21 protein-coding genes are annotated in these 23704 nt (G+C 63.3%); 5 read left to right on the forward strand and 16 right to left on the reverse strand.

From position 1 onward, the window contains the following. Positions 1 to 11 precede the first annotated feature (11 nt). A complete protein-coding gene (aac(3), locus tag IRI77_RS22125) occupies positions 12 to 803 on the reverse strand; it encodes an aminoglycoside 3-N-acetyltransferase (RefSeq protein ID WP_194447189.1) in 792 nt (263 codons plus the stop codon). A 93-nt stretch (positions 804 to 896) separates the two neighbouring features. On the opposite strand from aac(3), the gene IRI77_RS22130 reads away from it, so the two are divergent. Continuing rightward, positions 897 to 3071: an alpha-amylase family protein gene (locus tag IRI77_RS22130; RefSeq protein ID WP_194447190.1), complete on the forward strand. Its 2175-nt coding sequence runs from the start codon at positions 897 to 899 to the stop codon at positions 3069 to 3071. A 57-nt stretch (positions 3072 to 3128) separates the two neighbouring features. Here the strand turns inward: IRI77_RS22130 and IRI77_RS22135 are convergent, their stop codons facing one another. From IRI77_RS22135 to IRI77_RS22185, 11 genes are all read right to left on the reverse strand, one after another. Continuing rightward, positions 3129 to 3416 carry a hypothetical protein gene (locus tag IRI77_RS22135; protein ID WP_194447191.1) on the reverse strand — a complete coding sequence of 96 codons (288 nt, stop codon included), beginning with the start codon at positions 3414 to 3416 and terminating at the stop codon, positions 3129 to 3131. 4 nt (positions 3417 to 3420) lie between these two features. Then, positions 3421 to 5121 (reverse strand): flagellar filament capping protein FliD, encoded by a 1701-nt coding sequence (fliD, locus tag IRI77_RS22140; protein WP_194447192.1) that lies wholly within the window; start codon positions 5119 to 5121, stop codon positions 3421 to 3423. 66 nt (positions 5122 to 5187) lie between these two features. Next, entirely contained in the window at positions 5188 to 8985 is a 3798-nt protein-coding gene (locus IRI77_RS22145) for a flagellin N-terminal helical domain-containing protein (protein ID WP_194447193.1), read from the reverse strand. Positions 8986 to 9139: 154 nt separating this feature from the next. Beyond that, positions 9140 to 9442: a carbon storage regulator gene (locus IRI77_RS22150; protein WP_228486846.1), complete on the reverse strand. Its 303-nt coding sequence runs from the start codon at positions 9440 to 9442 to the stop codon at positions 9140 to 9142. Then, complete coding sequence (gene fliW, locus IRI77_RS22155; protein WP_194447195.1) at positions 9442 to 9894, reverse strand: flagellar assembly protein FliW; 453 nt, start codon at positions 9892 to 9894, stop codon at positions 9442 to 9444. The genes IRI77_RS22150 and fliW overlap by 1 nt, the downstream gene beginning before the upstream one ends. A gap of 132 nt (positions 9895 to 10026) precedes the next feature. Continuing rightward, positions 10027 to 10566 (reverse strand): flagellar export chaperone FliS, encoded by a 540-nt coding sequence (gene fliS, locus IRI77_RS22160; protein WP_194447196.1) that lies wholly within the window; start codon positions 10564 to 10566, stop codon positions 10027 to 10029. Between the two features lie 99 nt (positions 10567 to 10665). Continuing rightward, positions 10666 to 11439 carry a hypothetical protein gene (locus tag IRI77_RS22165; protein WP_194447197.1) on the reverse strand — a complete coding sequence of 258 codons (774 nt, stop codon included), beginning with the start codon at positions 11437 to 11439 and terminating at the stop codon, positions 10666 to 10668. Next, positions 11436 to 12041 carry a sigma-70 family RNA polymerase sigma factor gene (locus tag IRI77_RS22170; RefSeq protein ID WP_194447198.1) on the reverse strand — a complete coding sequence of 202 codons (606 nt, stop codon included), beginning with the start codon at positions 12039 to 12041 and terminating at the stop codon, positions 11436 to 11438. Before IRI77_RS22170 ends, IRI77_RS22165 begins: the two co-directional genes overlap by 4 nt. An 83-nt stretch (positions 12042 to 12124) precedes the next feature. Continuing rightward, the gene (locus tag IRI77_RS22175) at positions 12125 to 12952 is read right to left on the reverse strand and encodes a sugar phosphate isomerase/epimerase family protein (RefSeq protein WP_194447199.1); all 828 of its coding nucleotides are present in this window, start codon (positions 12950 to 12952) and stop codon (positions 12125 to 12127) included. Then, the gene (locus IRI77_RS22180) at positions 12949 to 14028 is read right to left on the reverse strand and encodes a Gfo/Idh/MocA family protein (protein ID WP_194447200.1); all 1080 of its coding nucleotides are present in this window, start codon (positions 14026 to 14028) and stop codon (positions 12949 to 12951) included. The genes IRI77_RS22175 and IRI77_RS22180 overlap by 4 nt, the downstream gene beginning before the upstream one ends. 46 nt (positions 14029 to 14074) lie before the next feature. Beyond that, positions 14075 to 15577, reverse strand: coding sequence for a cobyric acid synthase (locus IRI77_RS22185; RefSeq protein WP_267239322.1), 1503 nt, complete (start codon positions 15575 to 15577; stop codon positions 14075 to 14077). Positions 15578 to 15738: 161 nt separating this feature from the next. Between IRI77_RS22185 and IRI77_RS22190 the strand changes: the two genes are divergently transcribed. Further along, positions 15739 to 17595, forward strand: a complete 1857-nt coding sequence (locus IRI77_RS22190) for a hypothetical protein (protein WP_194447202.1) — start codon at positions 15739 to 15741, stop codon at positions 17593 to 17595. Positions 17596 to 17709: 114 nt separating this feature from the next. Here the strand turns inward: IRI77_RS22190 and IRI77_RS22195 are convergent, their stop codons facing one another. Beyond that, a complete protein-coding gene (locus IRI77_RS22195) occupies positions 17710 to 19035 on the reverse strand; it encodes a hypothetical protein (protein WP_194447203.1) in 1326 nt (441 codons plus the stop codon). Between the two features lie 301 nt (positions 19036 to 19336). On the opposite strand from IRI77_RS22195, the gene IRI77_RS22200 reads away from it, so the two are divergent. Genes IRI77_RS22200 through IRI77_RS22210 form a run of 3 tightly spaced genes read left to right on the forward strand, consistent with a single transcriptional unit; the run spans position 19337 to position 21350 of the window. Then, on the forward strand, positions 19337 to 19753 hold the full coding sequence (locus IRI77_RS22200; protein ID WP_194447204.1) for a GntR family transcriptional regulator: 417 nt from the start codon (positions 19337 to 19339) through the stop codon (positions 19751 to 19753). Then, positions 19750 to 20637: an ABC transporter ATP-binding protein gene (locus IRI77_RS22205; protein ID WP_194447205.1), complete on the forward strand. Its 888-nt coding sequence runs from the start codon at positions 19750 to 19752 to the stop codon at positions 20635 to 20637. Before IRI77_RS22200 ends, IRI77_RS22205 begins: the two co-directional genes overlap by 4 nt. Then, positions 20634 to 21350 carry an ABC transporter permease subunit gene (locus IRI77_RS22210; protein WP_194447206.1) on the forward strand — a complete coding sequence of 239 codons (717 nt, stop codon included), beginning with the start codon at positions 20634 to 20636 and terminating at the stop codon, positions 21348 to 21350. The genes IRI77_RS22205 and IRI77_RS22210 overlap by 4 nt, the downstream gene beginning before the upstream one ends. A gap of 52 nt (positions 21351 to 21402) precedes the next feature. On the opposite strand, the gene IRI77_RS22215 is transcribed toward IRI77_RS22210, so the two are convergent. From IRI77_RS22215 to IRI77_RS22225, 3 genes are all read right to left on the reverse strand, one after another. After that, a complete protein-coding gene (locus IRI77_RS22215) occupies positions 21403 to 22452 on the reverse strand; it encodes a sigma-54 interaction domain-containing protein (RefSeq protein WP_228486255.1) in 1050 nt (349 codons plus the stop codon). 146 nt (positions 22453 to 22598) lie between these two features. Next, entirely contained in the window at positions 22599 to 22877 is a 279-nt protein-coding gene (locus tag IRI77_RS38140; RefSeq protein WP_228486256.1) for a hypothetical protein, read from the reverse strand. 212 nt (positions 22878 to 23089) lie between these two features. Further along, positions 23090 to 23704 carry a response regulator transcription factor gene (locus tag IRI77_RS22225; RefSeq protein ID WP_228486257.1) on the reverse strand — a complete coding sequence of 205 codons (615 nt, stop codon included), beginning with the start codon at positions 23702 to 23704 and terminating at the stop codon, positions 23090 to 23092.

Raw genomic sequence — 23704 nt, forward strand, 5'->3', positions numbered from 1 at the left:
CGCTGCCAATCTCATTCAGGCTGCGGAGCCGGGATTCCGTTCGTTACAAATCGCTCCAGCCACTGGATGCCGAACTCCACCAGTTCCGGACCATCGAACAGATATGCGTCCGCGGCGCCAACCCGCCCCTGTACGCCTCGTCCCTCCGCGAGATAGGCCGTGGCAATCTGCTCGAAACAGTTCTGCGGCAGCAGGTCATGCACCGGATCCGCCGTGTCGAACTCCTCAAACTCCACCCACTGCGGCCCCTCCGCCCCGGGCATCAGCCGCCGGTAGCGCCGGATCCGCTTATCCGGCAGCCGTGCCTGGTGCTCAGCGTAGTGCAGCAGGGTGATCGTGTCGAGCGGAGCGCCGAGCATCAACACCCGCCCCTTCGCCCGCACAACCTTCTCCAGCGGCGTGCCGGGCCCGTAGCCGTATTGGAAGGGGTGTTCCGCCGTGATCCATTCCGCCTGGGCGCCCAGCGCCGCGACACCCGCGTCCGGATGATCGCTGCGCAGCGTGCCCGGCCAATTCCTGATCGTCTCGTGCAGGATTCCGTGGTCGCGGGCGGCGTGCGCGATCCGTTTGTCGAAGACAGGAACCTCCTCTTCGTCCTCGTCTTCGAAGCAGGGTTCGAAGTCCAGATACGCCACCAGCGTGCCGGAAGGCCCGAGAGTATCCAACAGGGCCTGCACAATGACGTTCACCCCGCCCCTGACCTCGCCCATCGCCCGCACGCTGGAATGGACCATCAGCACCTCGCCCGCCCGGATGCCCAGGCCATTGAAATCAGCGCGCAGTGAACTGCGGGTGGCAATCATAACTCAATCGTACAATCCGGCAGGCGAACCCTCGGCGGCTACAGGCCGCCCACGGTGACGCTCCAGGGCATAGAATCCTCCCAGGACGTTTATATGAACAGACGCGACTTCATGCAGATCTCCGCCGGCCTCGCCCTGCCGGCCGGCGCCCAGACGCCCGCTGCCGGGACGCGGGCGGGCTGGTACGACCGCCCGATGCGCTGGGCCCAACTCGCGTTTGTCGAAGACGACCCCGGCCAGTACGACCAGGCCTTCTGGCTCGACTACTTCCGCCGGATTCACGCCGACGCCGCCTGCCTGAGCGCGGGCGGTTGTGTCGCTTTCTACCCCACGAAGATCCCCCTCCACTACCGCAGTAAGTGGCTCAAGGATGGCGACGCCTTCGGCGACCTGGTGAAGGGCTGCCGCGGCCTGGGCATGAATATCATCGCCCGCACCGATCCGCATGGGCTCCACCAGGATCTGGCCGACGCGCATCCTGACTACGTCCTCGTCAGTGCGGATGGAAAACCGCGCAAGCACTGGGCCGACCCCGACTACTGGGTCTCCTGCGCCCTGGGCCCCTACAACTTCGATTTCATGACCCGCGTCACCGAGGAGATCGTCAGCCTCTACCAGGTGGACGGCATCTTCTCCAATCGTTGGGCCGGCTCGGGCATGTGTTACTGCGCGCATTGCGTCCGGAACTTTCGCGACTTCTCCGGCCTGGACCTGCCGCGCACCAACAATCCGCAGGACCCGGCCCGCCGGCAATACATCGTCTGGAAGGAGAAGCGCCTCTTCGACCTGTGGCATCTGTGGGATGCGCGCATTAAGGCCATTAACCCGAATGCGGCCTATATTGCCAATGCCGGCGGCGGCGCTCTCAGCGACCTCGACATGAAGACCATCGGCGAACTCACGCCCACGCTCTTTGCTGACCGTCAGGCCCGCCATGGCCTCATGCCGCCCTGGACGAACGGCAAGAATGGCAAGGAGTACCGGGCCGCCCTCGGCCGCAAGCCCATCGCGGGCATCTTCAGCGTCGGCATTGAGGAGTCCTATCGCTGGAAAGATTCCGTGCAGAGCGGCGACGAGATCCGGCTTTGGATGATGGACGGGGTCGCCCAGGGCCTGCGTCCCTGGTTCACCAAATTCAACGCGAAGCCGCTCGACCGCCGCTGGCTGCCCGTCGTCGAGGAACTCTATACCTGGCACCATCGCAACGAGCGCTACCTCCGCAACGAAGAATCACTGGCTCGGGTCGGCCTCGTCTACTCCCAGCAGACCGCCACCTTCTACGGCGGCGAACGCGCCCATGCCAAGGTCGAGGACCACACCCTCGGCTTCTACCAGGCCCTGCTCGAAGCGCGGATTCCGTTCGAGATGGTCCACGATCGCATGCTGGAACCGGCTCAACTGGCCCGCTTCAAGACGCTCATCCTGCCCAACATCGCCGCCCTCTCCACCGCCCAGTGCGGCCAAGTGCAAGCCTTCGCCGACGCGGGCGGCAGCATCGTCGCCACCCACGAAACTTCGCTCTACGACGAATGGGGTAAGCGCCGCGACAATCTTGGCTTGGCCCGCCTCTTCGGAGCCTCGGTCACCGGAGCACTGGAAGGTCCGCTCCAGAACTCCTATCTCACCCTGAACAAGGACCCGGCCACTGGCCAGTTCCATCCGCTGCTCGCGGGCATGGAGGATGCCGGCCGCATCATCAACGGGACCCATCGCGTCCCGGTCCGTGCGGACTCCGGTTCCGGGCTATCGCCGCTCACGCTCGTTCCGACCTACCCCGACCTGCCCATGGAATCCGTCTACGTGCGCCAGGCGCCGGGCAAGGATCCGGGTGTCTTCCTCAAGGAGAACGGCAAAAGCCGCATCGTCTACTTCCCCTGGGACCTCGACCGCACCTTCTGGGAGGTCATGTCCCTCGATCACGGCCGCCTTCTCCAGAACGCCGTCCGCTGGGCGCACAACGAGGTCCAACCGCTCACGGTCAAGGGCAAAGGCCTCTTCGACCTGGCAATCTGGACCCAGAAGAACTCAATGACGGTCCATCTCGTGAACCTGACGAACCCCATGATGATGAAGGGGCCCATCCGCGAGATCATCCCCGCCCCGCCCCAAACGGTGGTCGTGCGCCTGCCGCCAGGCAAAACCGCGGCAGCCGTACACTTGCTGGTGGCTGGCCGGACCATCGCGCATAAGCGCACCCCACAGGGGCTCGAAATTGCAGTGCCGCCGGTCGGGATCAATGAGGTGATCGCAATCGACTTCGCGGGCTAGCGCCGCACTGGCTGCCTCTAGCGGGAGCCCCGCCGGCGCATCTTCCGTCACGGGCCGCTACGCATCCAGGCTGAAAGTACTCATCACGCGGATCTTGCAACAGCCATAGGCGTTGGCGGGCCGGACGGCCTTCCGTTCCTCGTTCAGGTGCGACCTCTGGGCCCGGGCTGTCCGCTGAGCCCAGTGCCACAGCTCCAGTGCGTCCTCCCATCGCTGCAAATCGGTGCGGTAACTCACCGTCAGGATGTCCAGCAGAGCCGTGGAGGCACACGCCGCCGCATCATGCCGCTCCGCGGTCATCGCCGCGCGAAACTCAGCTTTCAGCTGTTCAAATTCGTGTTCCATGGCCCTAGTTGCTCGAGTTCGAGGAGCTCATCGCGTCCAATACCTGACTGATGTAGTTGTACTGCTGCTCCAGCGTCGCGACCAGCGCGTCGGCCGCCGCCATCCGTTGTTCCAGATCCGCCTGTATTCCGTCGATATAACTCTGCTTCTCCGCAATTTGGTTATCGAGCGCCGTGGCCTGGTTGTCGACTGAATTCTTTGCGGCCGTCAATGTTCCGTTGACGGCATCCTCCACTTCGTTCAATGCCGAAACCGCATCGTGCAGGAATCCCTTGGCCGCCGAATTGCCCAGAAAGTTTGTAACCCCCGCTGAATCGGCGAAGTTTGCCGCATAGAACGACATCTCGTTGAACGCCATATGGCCCGTCTGGTCGAGGCTTACCCCCAGGGCGGCCAGCGAGTTCACGCCGGCGCCCGGCTCCACGTGGCTGGTCATCTTCTGCAGGGCGCCTGTCAAAGCCCGGATCACAGACTGGCCCGCCAGCGCTCCTCCGGCCGTCCCGTGGTGCTTGTCTACCTCGTCGACAGCAGCATTGTACGCATTCACCAATGACGTCAATGCGCTGGAAACTGCTGAACTCTCACGGGTGAGCGTGATGCTTGTTGGATCGCCCGCTGTGCTGACACCAAGCAGGCTCACACTCAATCCTGGAGCAATCGTTACCGAGCGCGAGTCGCTTTCAGATATCTTAGAGGACCCATTCACTTTGTATCTGGCCACCTCGCCCCGTACCTGCTCTGTCTGCAGTTGGATCACGCCATCGGTGAGGGACACCGCAAAGTCCCCCAGCTTTGAAGCCTTGAGCGACAACCGGTAGTCTGGTGCGGCGTTTGATCCAACGTTCACCATCGTTGCGCGTACGCCGTTGAGGGAGTTCGCGTTGATCGCATCCACAAGACCGCTTAGCGTGTTCTTGGCAGGCTGGACCGTGAACGTGTTGGCGCCCACTGTGAGCCTGAATGCCGGCGCCGCCTGGTTGCTGAGACTCTGCGAATCCGGATTGGAGACAATGTTCGGCCCCGGCTCCCGGCTGCGGGTGGAAGTCACTCCCCCGCTCGCATCTCCGTGGCTCTGTTCGGCCAGCAGATCCATCGAACCATCGTTCAACTGAATGCTGACAGCGCCTGCAACCGAGCTCACTACTGACAAACGGTAGTCCGGCACAGCGGTCGTGCCCACATTCACCTTGGAGGCCTGGACGTTCGCGCCACTCTGCGCGTTGATCGCATCGACCAGCCCCTGCAATGTGTTGGAGGCCGGACTGAGCTCGTAGGTGTTCGTCCCCACAGTCAAACGGAAAGCAGGCGCAGCCGCCTTACTCAGGCTCTGGCTGGCCGGATTGGTGACCCGGCGCGGACCCGTATCCGAAGTAAGGGTCGTTGTGAACGCTCCCTGGTCCAATACCTCGATATCGTAGGTGCCTTCGATCGCACCGCTGGAAACTGAGGCGCTCACCGTGGCCGTGTCGGTCATGGTTGCCTTGATCGCACCGCTGCCCATCGCATCATTCAGCCCCGCGAGCGCGGTCTGCACGGCCTGGAATTTGGTGTCCAACCCCTTCAGCGCGGTCGACTCGTCCGTAAGACTTGTCTTCTGCGTCTTCAACTGATTGAGGGGCATCGAGGCGATCGCCACCGTGCGGTCGATGATCGTCTGGAAGTCCGTGGCATAGCGGCTGTTCCCGTTAAAGATGGTGCTGCTCATATTGCGATCGAACCGGGCAGCTCAAGGCCGCCCGGTTCGACTCGGGTTGTTATCGACCGTGGATTGTTAACCGCGGAGCAGGGACAGAATGAGCTGCGGCGCCGAGTTGGCTTGCGCCATGGCGGCCACCGCGGCCTGCTGCAATACCTGCGCCTTGGTCAGGTTGGCAGCTTCCGCGGCCACGTCGGCGTCCCGGATGCGGGACTCGGCGGCCGAGAAGCTGGAGATCTGGGACTGTGCCAGCGACAGGGCATAGCTCAACTGGTTCTGGCCGCGGCCTACGGCAGCCTGGGCGGAACCGAGTTTCGAAATGGCGGCGGAGATCGATGTGACAGCCTTCAATGCGTTCGACATGGTGTCGATCGAGATGGTGCTGGTGACATCGCCGAGCGTCGCCGAAGTGACCGATCCGGCAGTAGTTGTCGCGTCGCTGGCGCTGCCGTCGAGTCCGGTGTTGTTGGCCGTGCTGCTGACGCTCACCCGGAAACTGTCGCCGCTGCTGAGGAAGTTGATCTTCTCAGCACCTGAGACGGTCTCCTTCACCGCCACAATGCCTTGCAGGGCAGCGATGTTCGACTGCTGCAGTTGCTTGTTGATTGAGGCGACAGCCTCGTCAATCGAGCGCGAAGACCGGGCCGTGGCATCGTTCCGCAGAGACACCACTTGCGACTGGATCTTCCCATCCCCATCGGTGACCGAGACGGTGAGAGTCTGGTCGTCGCTGGCGTAGTTGGACGCCGTGAACGCCATCGCCGCACTTTGCTGCGCTCCATTGGAGTCAACCGCAGTCCGCTTGGATGTGGCCACCGTCAGGTTCGAAGCGGCGGAGGCATTGAAGGTTGAGCCGGAGACGCCGAACCCAAGATCGGCATCCAGGGCGACGGCCCCACCATTCACGCGGAAGAAGGTGCCATCGGAATCCAGTTTCAAAGCCGTGCCAGAACCGTCGGCCTTCATTCCGGCTTTCTGGAGAGTCGCGTCTTCCGAGATCTGCTGGTTGATGTCGGCCGCGATGCTGTCGAGCGAACGGCTGGCCGCAGCAGTCACTGTGGAAAACGTAAGCAGATTGGTGCTTACCGCAGTGCCGTTGAAGGTCAGGGTATGGGCTGCCCCTTTGTTGTCATTCTCGATGCTGATGCGGCCATCCTGAGTGACCGCAACGGTGGCGTGCGCTCCATTGAGCGTCGCCGACGCGCCGTCGATCTGACTCTGAATCGAACTGGCCAGCGAGAGGGGGCTTCCGCCTGAAGCCGCGGTGCCATAGCCAATGGTGCCGGAGGTGAAGCCCAATAGAGTCGCACCCGCGTTGCCCAAAGTGCTGGTCACCGCGACGCTGTGTCCAGTGCCGGTGGCGTAGCCCGTGATGACCAGGTTGCCGCTGCCATCCAACGAAGCGGTCGCCTTGTTCGCCCCGAACTTGTCGTCGATCTCGGCCTGGACCGCATCCACGATCGTGCTGCTGTCGTAGGTGTCGTCGGCGAGAGTGAGCGTATGGCTGACGCCGTCCACCGACAGGTCAAAGGACTCATTGTCCGCTGACGCGGTGATGGCGGGGAAGGCCAGAAGGTTGCTGGTCACGGCATCGCCCGCAAAGGTCAATGTGTGTCCAGTCCCCTTGTTGTCGTTCGTGATGCTGATGCGGCCGTCCTGAGTCACCGCAACAGTAGCGTGAGCTCCGTTGAGAGCCGCCGAAGCGGCGTCGATCTGCGTTTGAATGTCATTCGCAATGTCGACCGCGCTGCCCGCTGCCGCTGCTGCACCATACCCGATTGAGCCAGGGGTGAATCCCAGAAGCGCGGCGCCCGTCTTGCCGGTGGTGCTGTTGATGGCGACGCTATGACCGGCGCCCGTGGCCACGCCCGTAATGCTCAGGTTACCCGTGGCGTCCAGGGCCGCGGTGGCGATGTTGGCACCGAACTTGCTATCGAGTTCGGACTGGACTGCATTCACAATGTTCGAAGAGTCGTAGGTATCGTCGGCGAGAGTCAGCTTGTGGGTTACGCCATCCACGGTGACGTCGAACGACTCGTTGTCCGTCGAGGCATCCACTGTGATGGAGCCAGTGCCGTCGAACGTGTCTCCAGAAGCGGTAATCGCACCGCCGGTGGGCGCCGTGTGAGTCAGCCCGACGTTGACGGTGTGGCCATCAATGGTCAGGTTCAACGTGTCGTTGCTCGAGGTGATCGTATTCGAGGCGGCCAGTACGCCAGTCTTCGAGCTGTCCGATGAAATGTTGCCACCCGTGACGGTCACACTGCCCGCTGCTGCGAACTTGGCGCCGCCAGCCGCGACATTCCCACCAGCGGGGGCGGAATGAGCAAGCGTAACGTTCACCAGGTGGCCGTCGATTGTGACACCCAACGCATCATTGCTCGCGGTGATCGTGTTCGAGGCTGCCAGGACTGTCGTCTGTGACTTGGCGGCGGTCGCATTGCCGCCTGTCAGATCCACAGTGATCTGCCGCGCGGCGGCTCCATTCAGTGAGATCTCCAGCGTGGAAGTGTCACTCGTCGTGGAGGCCACATAGTTGGCGCCCGTGAGGGTACTGTAGTCCACAGCGCCGGCAGTTCCACTCTGGAACGCACCCAGGCCCAGCAGGTTGGCGCTGTCGCCGGTCGCCTCGACCGTGAACTTGTCGCCATGGCTGCTCGTAAAGGTGAGGGGCGTTCCAACGCTGCCGCCGCTCACGCTGATGCCGGCATCCACCAAGGCCTGTTTGGCACTAATCTGCGTGGTCAGCGAGGTAACCGCGGCAGCCATGGTTTGACCGCCGGCCAAAGTGATGTCGACCGGACTGGCCATCCCGCCGCCGACGATCCGGACAGTCACATTGCCCGCACCAAGAGTTCCTGCTGTGGTGTTGGCGCCATGCACACTGGTAGCCAGGGCCGCCCCGCGCGTCGCGGGATCCCCGCCCTGGACGCTGAAATTACCCATCAGGGCGTTGGCTTTCACGTCGCCGGCCTGAACCTGGATTGGGGCGTAGGACGAATTGAATGCCAGTTGCTTTCCGCCATTCACGTTGGTGTACGCCGTGGCCGAGATTCCGGCCTGCTTGAACGCATTGGCTGCGGCCGAGACACCGGCTCCGGCTTGCCCGATAGCGTCGTTGATGGCTGACACCAGGGTGTCGATGTCGCTCACGCCGGTCGTATTGACCGAGACCTTGATCTTGTTCCCGTCCGAGAAACCCGAGCCGGAGATCAGGAAGTCGGTATACCCCGCCGCACTGGTGTTACCCGTATCGTTGAGGATGTCCGCTACCGTATGCGTCGCGGAAGTGGTGCCGATATCCGTCGTATTGGAACCGGCCAGAACTTGCATGCCCTTCAGGTTCAGGCTCTTCGTATCGACAGCGGCGCCGCCGAGATCGAGTTTCACGGTGCCATTCGTTGTATCGACGGCGCCCAGGCCCGAAGTGCGTCCTCCGCCGACGAAGACGGAAAGGGTCTTCGCGTACAAGCCGTCTTTGTCGAGACCGACGGCCTGCGCCTGACGGTCAATTTCCTTCAGCAGGGTCTGGAACTCATCGTTCAGCACCTTGCGGTCGCCCGAGAACGTCTGCGAAGCGGACTGCGAAGCCAGCGTCTTCAACCGGTCGATCATCTTCGAGATGTTGTTCATGCCGCCGTCAATGATCTGCAGCGTGCTGATACCGTCGTTGGCGTTGCGCACGCCCTGGGACAGCTCGGCCACATCGCTGCGGAACTTGTTGGCCACGGCTAGGCCGGCAGCGTCGTCACCGGACTGGTTGATGCGATAGCCGGAGGTAAGCCGCTGGATGGTCTTGCTCTGGAAGTCGCCGTTCACGCGCATGTTCTCCTGCGCGATGAGCGAATTTACGTTGGTCTGAATTGAAAACATACGATTGGCAAATCCTTTATGCGTGCAATGCCGGACATTCCTTCCGGCGAATCCGAACGGAGTTCAGTTCGGAGTCACTGCCCATATCGGCCGGCCCTCAGGAAGATGAGGAAAAAAGAGGCGGTGCGCGGATCAGGCCAGCACGGACTTCCAGCTACTCTGTGTCCCGAGGCCGGGAGCGGGACACCGGCGCAACCGGAGACGCATCAGGCGCGCAGGCGCCACGTCCATTGCCCATCTCCTGGCGCAGCCGGCGCGCCAGCAACGCAGGCAGTTCCGCCCCCGCGCCCCTGGCGGCCGAACGGTTCTGTTCGCTCACCTGGCGGATCTCCCCGCGCACAATCGCCAACCGCTTCGGCACCACGAGGCCCAGCTTCACATGCCCTCGCGAGCACTCCAGGATGTGAATCTCGATCTCCTCACCAATCAGGATGGTGTCCGCCTCCCGGCGCAACATTACGAGCAAGCCGGGCCTCCAATGGGGTGGCGCAGCTGGTAGGCCGGATCCGCCTGGATGATCTGCACGGCCCGGCTGCCCGGCACATGGATCACCAGCGGCGCCATCAGATTGGCCGTGGGCGGGCCATCCTCACCCACTGAGATGATCGCCAGACACGCGAACTCGCTGCCGATCCCAGGCTTACAGTCCGCGGGGAGCCGCAGCGCCGACAGTTCATCCGGCTGCATGTCAATCTGGTAACCCGCGCACAGCGGCAATACCGACATTGTGACGAAGCACAACTTCGGCGTAGCCAAACTCTGCAGGAAGATCAGCGGCGCGCAGTCCTCCCTGGAGATCGACACGAACGCCGTCTCGTGTTCAAATCCGGGAAGCCCGCGTTCAAAACGGATCACGCTGGCCTCGGGAAAACTCACTTCGCCAAAATACGCTGTCTGAATTGCTTGCATTTGAACAAATCCGTCCCTAATCGGAACATCTGCCCAAATACCTGCAATCCATCGGCCAACTCAGCCCCACCACTCGCAGCCAAGCCGGAGTGCGGATCCGCTGACGAACCCGCACCTCCGGCTCAACCAGGGTCAATAACTCACAGAGACGTGATACTCGTGCGCCTCGGCAGGAGGAGGGTATGACGGCGCATAGCCGCCTGAATAGCCGGACCACCCATACTGTTCGTCCGAAACCGGCTCAGGTTCTGGCATGGGCTCAAAGTCCATCGCCGGGGCGGCGAGATGGTCAGGACGAGCGGGCACGGTCTCGGTGCACGCCATCCAGGCTTCCTGGATGATCCTCAGCAGGCGCGCCACTTCTTCCAGCGGCGCATCGCTCTGCTCCAGATTCGCGGCCAGCAGACGCCCGCGCAAATAGCAGTACGTCTCAGCCAGGTTCCGGCTCACCTCTCCACCCGCCTCATGATTCAGCGATACTTCCAGCTCAGTGATGATCTCGTGGGCCTTGGAGATCGCTCTGGAGCGGGCGGCGATATCTCCCTGCCGCAGACACTGTCGCGCCAGTTCCGCGGCATCGATGGCCGCCTGGTACATGATCTGAACCAGTTGAACTCCATCGGCATTCAGGATGCGGCTCTCGAAATATGAGTCCTGGACATCAATCGACAAAGTTATGTTTCTCCCTCAAAAGCCTCATCGGTAGAGACCCGCCAAGTGAGAGAAAACTGCTCGCTCTTCGCGTGAAGCGGGGAGAGGGTCCCGCTCAGTTCAGCTCTCCAGTCTCCGCAGCACCGATTGGATGCCCGGAGCCATCGCCAACATCAGATTCCGGTTCTCCTCGCTGCCCAGGTCAGAGACCACATACGCCAGATAGTCCTTCGTCTCGATCGCGGCCAACTGGAAACGCGCCGCGCGAGCCTCGTACAACGCCACCCCGTGCTCTTTCAGCTCAGGCACAATCTGGTCCCGCACGAACGATTCCTCGACATTCCGGCGGGTGATGATCACCGACAGCAGCTTGGAGTTCGACTTCAACTGGAAGTGCACAAACTTGCGGCCGTGCCGCGTACAAAGGTGAGCGGAATACAGTTGGAACGACTGCGGAGCCTGCTGTTGAACCACAGTCAGCACCTCGGCGAACTGCGGCGGCAGGTCCTTCACAGCCTGGGCCAACGGCGGGATCGTATGCGGCACTTTGCCGTAGACGGAGCAGTGCAGATGGTCATCCAGCCCCGGACGCATCGCCGTTGAGACCTTCACCAACATGGAGCTCATGAACGATTCGCGCTGCCCCGCAGTCAATCGCAGATGCCCCTGCTGGTAGACGATCCCCGCGGCGATGCTGATCACCAGCGCAGCCGCCGCCGGCAGCCACACCATGGCGAGCCCGAAGCCGCTCCGCCCGGCCCGCCGCTCCTCATCCAGCCGCTGCCTGATTTTCACCGCCAACTCGGGCGGCGCCTCCTGGCTTCGCACAGCCTGGCGCAGCCGTTCAGCCAGTTGTTGATCCCTGGGTGTCGAATCCATCGGCCCGGAACTCATAAACCTTGCTCCTTCGCCTGCTTCGTTCCAATCCCGTACGATTCGGCCACGGCCTGCAACAGCCCGCGCAGCAACTTACGCCCACGGCTGATCCGGGACATGACAGTGCCCAGCGGCAGGGAAAGAATAGCGGCGGCATCCTTATATGAAAACTCCTCGACATCAACCAGCAGGATGACAGCCCGGAAATCGCCGGGAATCTGGTCCAGGGCCTCCAGAATTTCGCCATCGGTCAACTGGCCGGAGACAGGAACCGGCGCGACCAGGTTCGCTTCCAGGAACTCCTCCGACTCCTTCAACAGAGGGAAACGAAACCACTTCCGCCGGTGATGGTTGATGCAGTGAAACAGGATCTTGAACAGCCAGGCACGGCAATTGGTGCCATGCTCAAAGCGGTGGTACGACTTCCAGGCCTGCAGGTAGACTTCCTGCACCACGTCCTCGGCCCGAGCGCAGTCACCCAGAATCCGCGTAGCCGTCCGGAACAGATCGTTCACGTGCGGCATCGCCTCGGACTCGAACTCGGTCCGGGTGAAGGCGGCCACTGTGGCTGGGTCCGACTGCTCCACAAATATCGGGTGTCCTGTCAGCTGATGCTCCATGACCCTCTCCATCGGGCTGGGAAATACCCGACAGAGACATATGACATAGGGTAGGCGATCTATTCCCGCCTGGAGAATGAAAATCAGGCTGCGCCGGGCGCCAGTGCCGGAAACTGCGACAGAAACCGCTCCACTGGCACAGCGTCTTCCTCCGCCAACCCGTGCGTGACGAGCGGCCCCCGAAAGCCTGCTGCATGAAGCCGGGCCAGATAGTGCCCATAATCGAGGACCCCGGCTCCGGCACGCGTGAACCGCCCGTCGGCCAGGCGATCCTTGGCATGAGCCAGAGAGATCCGGTCGGCCAGCAACTCAATACCCTCAGCCACAATCGCCCTCTGGCGCTCCAGCGTCTCCACCTCGAAGAGGTTCGCCCCATCGAGAACGATCCGCACACGCGGGCTCCCTAACTCGTCGATCAGCCGCCGCGCCCGCCGGGCGGAGCTGACGACATTGGCGTGCTCCGGCTCGATGCCCAGGTCGACATCGAACTCATCGGCAATCTTGACGGCGGCCTCCATACTTTCCAGCAGGCTCCGCCATGGCTCGGGCCCGTCATTCCCGGGATGGCGCCGCCACTGATCCTCCGCATCCAACGTACCCGTGCACAGCGTCAGCAGCCGCGTACCCATCGCCCGAGCCGCTTCCGCCAGCACGCGCAGCCTCCGGAGCCCCTTCTCGCGCACCCCGGCATCCGGATGAATCATGTTGTAAGTCGCCGAGAGCGCGGCAATCTGGATCCCCGACGCCTTCGCGTCCGCCCGGATCGAGGCCGCCAGTTCCGCCGGAATCACCTCCGGCATCGGATCCAGGCCGGCGCACGCCATGTTGTACTGCACCGCCGCGTACCCTGCCCGTCGCGCCGCTTCGAACGGCCGCTCGGCGAAGGTCCTGGCGAAGATTCCGGGAATCATAGAACACCACCCTGCACGCCTGCGAGTTTCACCGGCCGCCCGGTCCGGGCCGACTCCGCAATCGCCACCAGCGCCCGCACCGAAGCCACTCCGTCCTCAATCCCAGCCCCCAGCATCGGCGCCGAATGCAGGATGGTATCCGCGAAGCCCTCCAGTTGCCGCCGGTAGAAGTGGCCGTCCGCCCCCAGCACGCGCGTCGTCGAGGCCGTGGCTTCGTGGAAGATATCCACTTCACTCGACTTGTAGAACCACGGATTGAACGTCTTGCCCATCACGCTGCCATGCTCGCCGTAGATCTGGAACCCCTCGTGCCAGTCCATCCGGATCGCCACAGTCAGATCCAGGTGCCCCAGGGCGCCATTGGTATAGGCAACGTCTACAAACCAGCAGTAAGCACCAAACCGCTGGCTCAGGCGCGCCTCCACTTCCACCAGTTCGCCGCCCAGATACCGTGCGGTATCCACCAGGTGGCTGCCATGCGTCAGCAGGAAATAGCGGCGCAGATCCGCCTTCGGGTCACCCTCCGGACGGTGTGCCAACCGGCTGGTGACCAACGCCGGCTGCACGGCATCGGTCATCGCATAGCGATGCGTCGAATCGCAGTACCACGCCTTCAGCGCCAGCATCTGACCCATCTCGCCCTCAATGAACTCGCGAGCCGCCTGCAGTCCGGCGTCGAACCGCTTCATATGCCCCACCTGCAGCACCAGCCCCGTCTTCTCCACCGTCGCCCGCAACCCTTCCACTTCTTCCACCGTCAACCCCAGCGGCTTCTCGCACAGTACGTGCTTGCCGGCCTGCAAGGCCCGCTCCGCAGCCGGCACGTGGAAGGCATCCGAGGTGGCGATGACCACCGCCTCCACCTCCGGATCCGCCAGCATGGCGGAATAGTCCGAATACGCGCGGCGCGGCCCGTGCGTGGCGGCCATGCGCTCCAGCAGATCCGGCGCCACATCGCAGATCGCGTAGAGTTCTGTATTCCGGCCTTTGACGCAGCTTTCGAAATGGGCTGCCTGGGCGATAGGTCCGCAGCCGAGGACACCAACCTTAAGCAGGCGTTGCTCCTTCAGGGGCATGATTGGATTCTCTGACACTTGGCAGCCCGGTGGCGCGCCGTGCTGGTCAGGCCTGCCGCGCGATCCACCCGCGGATCAGATCCATCTTCAACGACTTCCGCAGGTGCCCCGCCCAACGGTCGATGCGAGCCTGGCGCTCGGCGGTCACCGCGACATGCCCAACAGCCGGAGGCAGGCCGCAGTCCTGCCTCGCCCGATCCACGAAGTTGTGGCGGAACGCATCGTCATCGAACAGCCCGTGCAGGTAGCTGCCCCAAACGCGGACCGTTTCATCCCGAGCACCATCGGCCCACTCCTCCAACCCGCCTTCCCTCAGGATGCGCGAGAACGGCCGGCTCCCCGGCTCATACACCGTCTCGCCCATGTGGATCTCATAGCCCGCAAACGCCGGAGCGGCCCAGCCCTCCACCCGGCCCGTAGCCCGCCGCACCGTCTTTTCCGCCTCCATCACCGTCCGGACCGGCAGCAGTCCCAATCCATCCGTCGACCTGGATGACCCGCCGTTCTCCACCCCTTGCGGATCCTCAATCGAAAGCCCCAGCATCTGGAAGCCGCCGCAGATGCCGATCAGCGGCCCCGTATGCACAGCCAGTGCCGCCGCGAACCCGCGCCCGTGCAGCCAGTTCAAATCGTCCACCGTCTGCTTCGTACCCGGCAGGATCAGCACATCGGCCAGAGCCGCCTCTTCCGGATGCTCCAGGAACGCCAGCGACACCGCCGGTTCCATGCCCAACGCATCGAAATCCGTGAAGTTCGCCATATGAGGCAGCGCCACGACGCCCACCCGGAGCCGCCCATCCCGGGGCCCGCCCCACTGCCGGCCCGCCGTACGCCGGTCCTCCATCGCGACCCCATCCTCTTCTTCCAGGCCCAGATCGCGCAAATAATGCACGACCCCCACGCAAGGGATCCCCAGCCGCTGCTCCATCATCTCGACGCCCGAGTACAGCAGCGACTCATCCCCGCGAAACTTGTTGATAATGAAGCCCCGGATGCGCGCCCGGTCCTCCGCCGACAGCAGTTCCACCGTCCCAAACAACGACGCGAATACCCCGCCCCGGTCGATGTCGCCCACCAGCAGGCAGTCCGCCTCGGCCGCATGCGCCATCCGCATGTTGACGATATCGTACGCCCGCAGGTTGATCTCGGCCGGCGACCCCGCGCCTTCCAGCAGGATCAGGTCGTGATCCGCGGCCAGCTTCCGGTAGCTCTCCAGCACGGACGGAAACAGCGCCTCGGTGCGGTGCTTGAAGTAATCGGCCGCCGTCACCTGGCCCCACACCCGCCCTTGCAGCACGATCTGCGCCCCCGTCTCCGACGATGGCTTGATCAGCACCGGATTCATCTCCATGCGCGGCGTCACCCGGCAGGCCTCAGCCTGCAGCGCCTGCGCCCGGCCGATCTCAAACCCGTCCGGAGTCGCGGCCGAATTCAGCGACATGTTCTGCGCCTTAAACGGAGCCACCCGCCGCCCCTCATCCGCGAAGATCCGTCCCAGACCGGCCGTAATGATGGACTTTCCGGTATGTGAGGCAGTGCCAAGGATCATCAGCGCGGGTGTTCTCATAGGGCTGCTACCAGCATGGCGCAGCCGGCCGCCCCGGCGCTGGACAACTCCCTCCCGCTCAATCAGTTCTGGGTCCTGCATCCCGCCGAATTGCTGGCGGGTCCCCGGACGCGGCGCTAGACTGTAGTTTGCAGTAGTCCCCCATGACCGGACCCGCTGAAGACCAGAAAGACTCCATCCGGGCAGAGCTCCAGCGGATCCTGGCGAGCGCGGCCTTCTCAGGCTCCGACCGCCACCGCAAATTCCTCAGCTTCGTCGTCGACCAGGCCCTCAAAGGCGACACGGAGAAACTGAACGAATTCGTCCTCGGCTTCGAAGTCTTCAACAAGAACGAATCCTTCGACCCGCGCATCGACTCCATCGTCCGCGTCGAGGCCCGCCGCCTGCGCGAACGCCTCAAGAAGTACTACCAGGAAGAGGGTCAGGCCGACCCGCTCATCGTCACCCTCCGCCCGCGCAGCTTCGTCCCCGAGTTCACCCAGCGCAACGCACCCTCCCCCACCTCCAGCCAAACCGCCGCCCGCTGGCTCCAATCGCGCCGCATCTGGATCGTCGCCCTCGCCGCCCTTCTCCTCGGCGCCGCCGGCACGGCCGTCTTCCTGTCGCTTCGCCCCCGCCCGTTCGTCCCGCCCTCCACCGCGTCGATCATCGTCCTGCCTTTTCAGACCTTCGCCGGAGCACCCGACCCCGAACTCGGCAGCTCCCTCGCCGACGCCATCATCTCCGGACTCGCCGGCAACCCCGGCCTGCGCGTCATCTCCCGCGGCTCCTCCATCCAGTTCAGCGAATCCGGCGGCTCGCGCTTCGAACGCGCCTCCAGCCTGGGCGTCGACTACATCGTCGAGGGCAGCGTCCGCGTCACCGGAGCCCGCTCGTCGGTCTCCGCCAAGCTCACCGACGTCCACACACAGTCTTACCTCTGGGCCGACACCCGCGAGACCGACACGGCCAAGCTATCCGACCTCGAACACGACCTGACCCGCGCCATCCTCGCCCGCATCCGCCTGCCCGCACCACCACCCGGAGCCCGGCGCCCCCGTCAACGGCCGGCCAACTCGCCCCAGGCCTATGGAGCCTTTCTCAAGGGCCAATACTACTGGTATCAGGGCGGCCGCGACAGCCTCGCCAAAAGCGCGGCCCTCTTTGAAGAAGCCCTGCGCGGCGATCCCACCTTCGCGCCCGCCTGGGCCTGGCTCTCGCAAAGCTACTTGCTGATGGTCTTTCATGAGGACGGCCGCAGTCCCGAAGCCCTCGCCAAAGGACGCCAGGCCGCCGCCAAATCATTGGAACTCGACTCCGGCCTCGCCGAAGCGCACGCCGCCGTCGGCAGTTACGCCGCCCTCGACTGGAACTGGCCCGACGCCGAACGCCGCTTCCGCCGCGCCATCGAGCTCAACCCCGACTGGGCCCAGGGCCACCTGATGTTCTCCATCATGTACCTCGTCCCCACCCGACACTTCCCCGAAGCGGTACAGGAAGTCTTCCACGCGCATTCGCTCGACCCGCTCACCAGCATTACCCGCTCCATGCTGGCCGAGGTGCTCTACTTCAACCGCGACTACGCCCGCGCCATCGCCGAGTCAGAGGATCTGCGCAAAGGCACCATCGGCCCGCCGGCCGACCGCGCTTATCTCCTCTCTCTCAGCCTCAACGGGCAAGGGCAGCGGGCGTTAGCCGAAATGACGCGTCCTGACGCGGATGACAACCCCCTGGGCCTCTCCCTGCGCGCCTACCTGCTCGCCCGCCATGGAGACCGCGCCCAAGCCCTGGCTATCCGCACCCAGCTCACCGCCAAGGCGAAAACATCCTACATCCCGCCCATGTCCCTGGCCCTGGTCAGCATGGGCCTGGGCGACTACGACGAAACCCTGAGCCAGCTCCGCGCAGCCGTGGCGAACCACGTCCCGGCGATCACGCAAGTAGCCGCCGATCCCGTCTTTGAGCCGCTCCGCAAGGACCCGCGCTTCCAGGACCTCCTCCGCCAGATGGGCCTGCACTAACACGACAAACAGAGCCGCAGCGACAAATAGAGCCGCGAACGTAAAGGAGTCGGATAGCCCGCCGAACTACTCCCTTCCCCTGGACGCAGCCGGCACAATCGGCCCCCCCTCACTTCAGGCGCTCACCGTCTCCGTGCTCTCCACCTTCTCCGGAACCTGCATCGGCACAATCCCGCCTTCCTGATCCCCGTCGACATCCAGAATCTCGCGGAAAGCCCCCTCAATCGTGCGCACGGCGTTGCCCAACTGGTGCAACCAGTTGCCCCAGAACTGCGGGATCGAAGGCACCTGCTTGGTCTGCTTGATCTCGCGCTGCACATCCTTCTTGTGCGTGGAAAGGTCGAAGCCGCGCAGCATCGCCGCCCCGACGTCGGTCAAGTTGATCTTGTCGTTCAGTTGCATCCGCACCAGGTCCCGCCGGATGATCCGCTCCACGCCTTCCTTGTTCATCACCGGCACACACTCCTGGAAGGTGAGGACGCCCGAAACAATCCCGGTGTCGCTCGTCATCCGCAGCAGCGTGGTCGCGCTCGTCGGAGCCTTCACCCCAATCGCCGGAGCCGTGGCGTGCAGCCGGATCACCGCCGGCCCTGAGATCCCGGCCCACAGCCCGCCCGGCAGCTCGGTCATCGAGAAGTAGTTCGCCACAATGGCTTCCATCACCCGATCTTCCAGCTTCTCGATCTCCTTCGCGCTGAACCGCTTCGCCTCCTCGGCGCGCTTCACGATCTCGTCCTCGTACTGGGTCTTCTCGTACAGCCGGTTGAGGACCTCCTCGGTCCAGTTCGGGGTGCCGAACGTCCACGCAACCGGGATCGTCTGGGCCGCCAGCAGGTTCAGCCGGACAATGATCCGGTAGATCAGCAGCTTGTTCGTGCTCTCGATGTAAACCCGGCCCTCGTTGAAGTCCAGCAGCACCGGAACCTGCTTGCGGACAATCGTGGTGACGCCGAGAGTCTCCTGGTCCACCGTCTTCTTATCGGTGGCCTGCAGAAACCGGTAAGGGCGCTCCAGCAGCACATACGACCGCTGCTCCTTGATCGAGGGCAGGTCGCTCGCCTTCTTCCAGTCGTTCGCAACGGCCCACATTCCAAACCAGGGCATCGTCGGGTGAAGCTGGAACCGCTCCGCCGTGACGGCATACCCCTTGTCCGCCAGAATCTCCTCCGGCAGGGTCTCTTCGGAACCCTCTTCCCGCTCAGTAATCGCAAACTTCGCCAGCTCCGCCTGCTGCTCCTCGTTGAGCTCCTGCTCCTCGTCGAGCCGCGGCGCGCTGAACGGGTTGAACCCCAACGCATCGGCCCCGTACAACCGCGCGATGGCGGACGCCGCCATCTGGGAGGAAGCCGCCATCAGCAATTGGTTTTCCAGGTTGGTCCGGAAGACTTCGAGCGACTCTTTCGCGAGCCCAAGGATGGCCCAATTACCGCGTCCAAACATGCAAAGTTCCTGCTTTTCCTCTAGAGAATGTCGACAAACGCCGGAATCTGGCAGCGCGAAGGAGTGGGTCGGCTGGCAGCTCGGAAGGTCCCAGGGGGCCGAGGCGCGTCACTGCGGCGGCACGGCGGCTGACTCCTAACCTCTCACTCTTTTTACCACGCGGCGGGATTTCGGCGGAATGCGAGCCGGTGCCCGCTGGAGAGCGGTTGCCTCCGCGGCAGGTGAATGCGCAGCGGCCGACAAGGCGCGATGGAAAACTCTTGACGGCCCCGGCCAGTCACTGTACCATCACACCATTACAGTGAAACAGCACCTCCTGCGCCTCGACCCCGCCTCCGGACTGCCCATCTACGTCCAGCTTGTCGAACAGATCAAACACGCAGTCGAGATCTGCGCCCTGCGGCCGGGCGACCAACTGCCCAGCGTACGCGCCCTGGCACAGGAGCTGGTGGTGAGCCCTAACACCGTGGTCAAGGCCTATATGGAGCTGGAATTCGCGGGCGTCATTGAGCTGCGCCAGGGCGCCGGAGCCTATGTCCTCGACGCCGAGCGCAACCCGCAGGCGGCAGGCAAACTACTCCAGGCCAAAGCCGAGGTGCACAGCCTGGTGGAAAAGCTGCGCGGGCGCGGACTGCTGGACGATGAGATCCGCCGCATCTTCGAAGCCGAACTGCTCAGCACCGGCGAAGTGGAAGCGAGGAACGGGCGGCACAAGTGATCATCGAGACCCGGCAACTCACCAAGAACTATGGCCCGGTGGTGGCGGTGTCGGATCTTCGCCTGCGCGTTCCCGCGGGCGGAATCAGCGCCTTTCTCGGTCCCAACGGTCACGGCAAAAGCACCACGATCAAGATGCTGTTAGGCATGACGCGCCCAGCCTCGGGCACCGGCCAGGTGTTGGGCCACAACATCACGGATCCCACCGGCAGCCTGGAGATCCGGCGCCGAACGGGCTTCGTGAGCGAGGACAAACTGTTGTACGGATACATGAGCGTACGCCAGATGCTAGCCTTCACCCGCTCGTTCTATCCCACCTGGCAGCCGCAGCGCGAAAAAGAACTCCTGGCCCGGTTTGAGCTGCCCCTGGATCGCAAAGTGAAGCAGCTCTCGAAAGGAATGCGCACGAAGCTGGCGCTGATCCTGGCGCTCGCCCGCGGCGCCGAGTTGTTGATTCTCGATGAACCCAGCGAGGGCCTGGATCCCGTCGTCACGGAGATCATGCTGCAGGAGGTCGTCCGATCGGCCGCCGAAGGCGCCACCGTCTTCTTCTCCTCCCACCAGCTCTCGGAAGCCGAGCGGATTGCGGACCACATCTTCATCCTGAAGCGCGGCCAGGTGGTGCTGGAGGGCCGGCTGGATGAGTTGCAGTCGAAGTACCGCCGCCTCAATGCGGTGTTCGCGGGCGCGCCACCACTGGAAGAGCTGCGGCCGCTCAACCTGCTGCACACACAGGCAGAGGGGCATGTCTTGAGCACATTGACCAATGGACAGGCCGAGACGGCGATCGCGGGCTTGCGGCAATTGGGCGCCCTGAGCGTCGAAGCGCATCCGGTGAACCTGCGGGAACTGTTTCTCCAGGTCGTGCAGGAGCAAGCACAGTGATCTGGTACAAAGCGTGGCTGGAGAGCCGCTGGCGCTTCGCCGCCGGAATGCTGCTGATAACGGCGATCGCGGCAATGGACATTGGCCAGGCACGGCTGTTGATGCCCAGGCTCGGCATACCCGAGGATCAATTCGGCCAGTTCGTGTGGAAGTCTTACTTCACACGCATCGCCTTTGGCTGGACCCTGAGCGCCTTGCTGCTGGCCGCCGGCGGGCTCGTTCGCGAACAGGCCCTGGGTTCCTGCCTGTTCAGCCTCTCGCTGCCGGTCAGCCGGCGCCGCTGGCTGGCCGTGCGAACCCTGCTGGCCCTGGGGCAATCACTGGCGCTGGCCCTGATGCCAGCCGGAATCGTCCCGCTCATGGCCAGACTGCTGGGCTGGAGCTACTCCCCCTGGGACGCGGCGAAGTTCTCCCTGCTCTTATTTGTGACAGGTCTGGCGACCTTCGCGGTCGGCATCCTGTGCTCCTCCCTGTTCCAGAACGAATTCGCGTCGGTGGCCGTCGGGGTGGGCTTCGTGTTTGCCTGCGGCATGGTGGCCAACGCGGTGGCTCCGCACAGTGAGTACGGCGCGTATATGACGGGCCGCCAGCACATGGATGCCGCCTGGCATCTGACGAACGGCTGGCCCTGGTGGGGCATCGCGGCAAACGCCGTCGCCTGCATTGCGCTGCTGGGCATCGCGCTGAGGAACCTGGAGCGCAGGGATTTCTGAACGTCCGATCAGGACACGCAGACCGGCATCGTCAGGACAGCGCCATCACTCGTCAGAGCGCACCCGCCATCGCGGCCGCCATCTCACGTCGAGCCACGGGCAGCGGACTGAGTAGCTGAGGCCGCTTGTACGCCTTGCGAGTCTCGATGCCCAGTCTCTTCATTTTGTAGACCAGGGTGGTTCGCGGCAATCCAAGAGCTGCGGCGGCGCCTCCACGACCTCCAATCAACCACCCGGTCTGGTTGAGGACCGCCAGAATGTGGTCCCTTTCGGCTTCGGCAAATGTGCGCGTGTCAGATTCCGCCGGTGTCTTCCGCCTCATCTGTTTGAGTTCTGCCAGAGGCGGACGCAGGACGGACGTCTGCGACATGACGACAGCGCGCTCAATGAAGTTCTGTAGTTCGCGAATGTTGCCAGGCCAGTCGTGGTACTTGAGGAACTCCAGCACTTCTTCCGGAACGCTTTCCATCGGCTTGCCGAGGCGCGTCGCGTACTTACGGACAAAGTGTTCGGCCAGCTCCGGAATGTCCTCGGTCCGCTCGCGTAGCGGCGGAAGGTAGATGGGAATCACGTTCAACCGGTAGTAGAGATCCGCGCGGAACTGCCGGGCCGACACCAGTTGTGCAAGATCCTGGTTCGTCGCCGCGACGACGCGAACGTCGACTCGAATGGTGTGCGCGCTGCCCAGCCGCTCGAACTCCTGTTCCTGGAGGGCGCGCAACAGCTTGGGCTGCAGTTCCAGCGGGAGGTCGCCAATTTCGTCGAGAAAGAGTGTGCCACCGTCGGCCTGCTGGAATCGCCCCTTGGTTTGGGTGACCGCCCCGGTGAAGGCGCCCCTCTCATGTCCAAACAGTTCGCTCTCCAGCAGGGCGCCCGGGATCGCCGCACAGTTTAGCGTGACGAAAGGACCTCGGCTGCGGTAACTCTGTTCGTGGATCGCGCGGGCGATCACTTCTTTGCCGGTGCCCGTCTCGCCCTGGATCAGCGTTACGGAATCGGCTTTCGCGATAATTGCGACCTGCTCCAGTACACTTCGCAGTGCCGCACTATGACCAACGATTTTCTCGTCAGAATGGGTGACAGGGTCCAGTTTGCTCAACACAGGCAGATCCCTCCTTATTCGGCTATCCAGGATGGCGTTCCGTTTTGTATTAGCATTCTGGCGCGCTTCGCGTCCGGCGCCTACCCTTGATCCAGTTGGATTCACCCCCTTGATTGGTATGGGGTGGGCTCCCTCATTCGTGGTAGCTATTTGTGCCGGCTGCGGCCGTTGATCTCGAAGCGCTTTCTTCCAAACAGGTGGGCATCCATCGACCAGGCACCGGGACCGAGCATCGCGACGCTGCCGGCGAGGATGGCCAGCAGGAAGTGGACCCACTCATCCCCTGGATGGAGCGGGCGAAGCGAAAACCCAATCCACGCTTCGGCAACTGCTACGACCGCGGCCACGACCGGGGTCCACAGACCAATCAGAAGCAGGATGCCCGCCAGGACAGCCAGCAGCCGGAAGGCCAGGCGAAGAGGCATATCAAAACCGTTAAAAACGCCGGCATCGAACCAGATGAGTGAAGCTGCCGCACCAGCCCGCAAGAGAAAAAGGCCCACTCCGGGCCAGCCATCCGGAAAAGTGGAAAATAGTCGTTGCAGAGGAATATCCCAGCTTCAGGTTAGAGGAAGCATACCGCCCTCGCCCCCCCAACAGACGCCGGAAAGACCCCTCTTTAGAGGGGGCCACAGCTCTACAGATCAATGATCCCGCGCTTCAGGCCAATGGTGACGGCGTGCGTCCGATCCTTGGCGCAGAGTTTCGCGAGAACGTTCTTGACATAGCCTTTGACGGTTTCCTCGGTGATGGAGAGGCGCGCGGCGATCTCTTTGTTCGCGTTGCCGCCGGCGATCAGGCGCAGCACATCGACCTCCCGCCCCGTAAGGGAGTCATCGCTGGAATGCTCGGCGATTTCCGCCGCCACTTCCGGCGACATCCGTTTGTGTCCCGCGTGCACGGCGCGGATGGTTTCAATCAACTCCTTGCGCAGCAGCCCTTTCAGCAGATAGGCGCGCGCGCCTGCCTGGATGGCCCGTTTCACCTGGATATCACCCACGTAGGTGGTGAGGACGATGATGCACGAACCTGGGAATTCGCTGCAAATCGCACTGGTTGCATCGATGCCATCCATTTCCGGCATTTGCAGGTCCATCAACGTGATGTCGGGGCGATGCCGGCGGAATAGTTCAACCGCTTCCCGGCCATTGCACGCCTCGGCCGCCAATTCCATGTCCGGTTGAATACTCAGCAGCCCAGCAATGCCTTCGAGGAGTAGCGGGTGGTCGTCTACAGAGAGAACTCGAATCAC

It is taken from the genome of Paludibaculum fermentans, assembly GCF_015277775.1.
GTDB lineage: Bacteria > Acidobacteriota > Terriglobia > Bryobacterales > Bryobacteraceae > Paludibaculum > Paludibaculum fermentans.

Bases quoted from the DNA above. Each gene is read 5' to 3' on its own strand.
- IRI77_RS22130 (WP_194447190.1), top strand. From the start codon at position 897: ATGAACAGACGCGACTTCATGCAGATCTCCGCCGGCCTCGCCCTGCCG.
- IRI77_RS22135 (WP_194447191.1), bottom strand. From the start codon at position 3,416: ATGGAACACGAATTTGAACAGCTGAAAGCTGAGTTTCGCGCGGCGATG.
- fliD (WP_194447192.1), bottom strand. From the start codon at position 5,121: ATGAGCAGCACCATCTTTAACGGGAACAGCCGCTATGCCACGGACTTC.
- IRI77_RS22145 (WP_194447193.1), bottom strand. From the start codon at position 8,985: ATGTTTTCAATTCAGACCAACGTAAATTCGCTCATCGCGCAGGAGAAC.
- IRI77_RS22150 (WP_228486846.1), bottom strand. From the start codon at position 9,442: ATGTTGCGCCGGGAGGCGGACACCATCCTGATTGGTGAGGAGATCGAG.
- fliW (WP_194447195.1), bottom strand. From the start codon at position 9,894: ATGCAAGCAATTCAGACAGCGTATTTTGGCGAAGTGAGTTTTCCCGAG.
- IRI77_RS22165 (WP_194447197.1), bottom strand. From the start codon at position 11,439: ATGAGTTCCGGGCCGATGGATTCGACACCCAGGGATCAACAACTGGCT.
- IRI77_RS22170 (WP_194447198.1), bottom strand. From the start codon at position 12,041: ATGGAGCATCAGCTGACAGGACACCCGATATTTGTGGAGCAGTCGGAC.
- IRI77_RS22175 (WP_194447199.1), bottom strand. From the start codon at position 12,952: ATGATTCCCGGAATCTTCGCCAGGACCTTCGCCGAGCGGCCGTTCGAA.
- IRI77_RS22180 (WP_194447200.1), bottom strand. From the start codon at position 14,028: ATGCCCCTGAAGGAGCAACGCCTGCTTAAGGTTGGTGTCCTCGGCTGC.
- IRI77_RS22185 (WP_267239322.1), bottom strand. From the start codon at position 15,577: ATGATCCTTGGCACTGCCTCACATACCGGAAAGTCCATCATTACGGCC.
- IRI77_RS22190 (WP_194447202.1), top strand. From the start codon at position 15,739: ATGACCGGACCCGCTGAAGACCAGAAAGACTCCATCCGGGCAGAGCTC.
- IRI77_RS22195 (WP_194447203.1), bottom strand. From the start codon at position 19,035: ATGTTTGGACGCGGTAATTGGGCCATCCTTGGGCTCGCGAAAGAGTCG.
- IRI77_RS38140 (WP_228486256.1), bottom strand. From the start codon at position 22,877: ATGCCTCTTCGCCTGGCCTTCCGGCTGCTGGCTGTCCTGGCGGGCATC.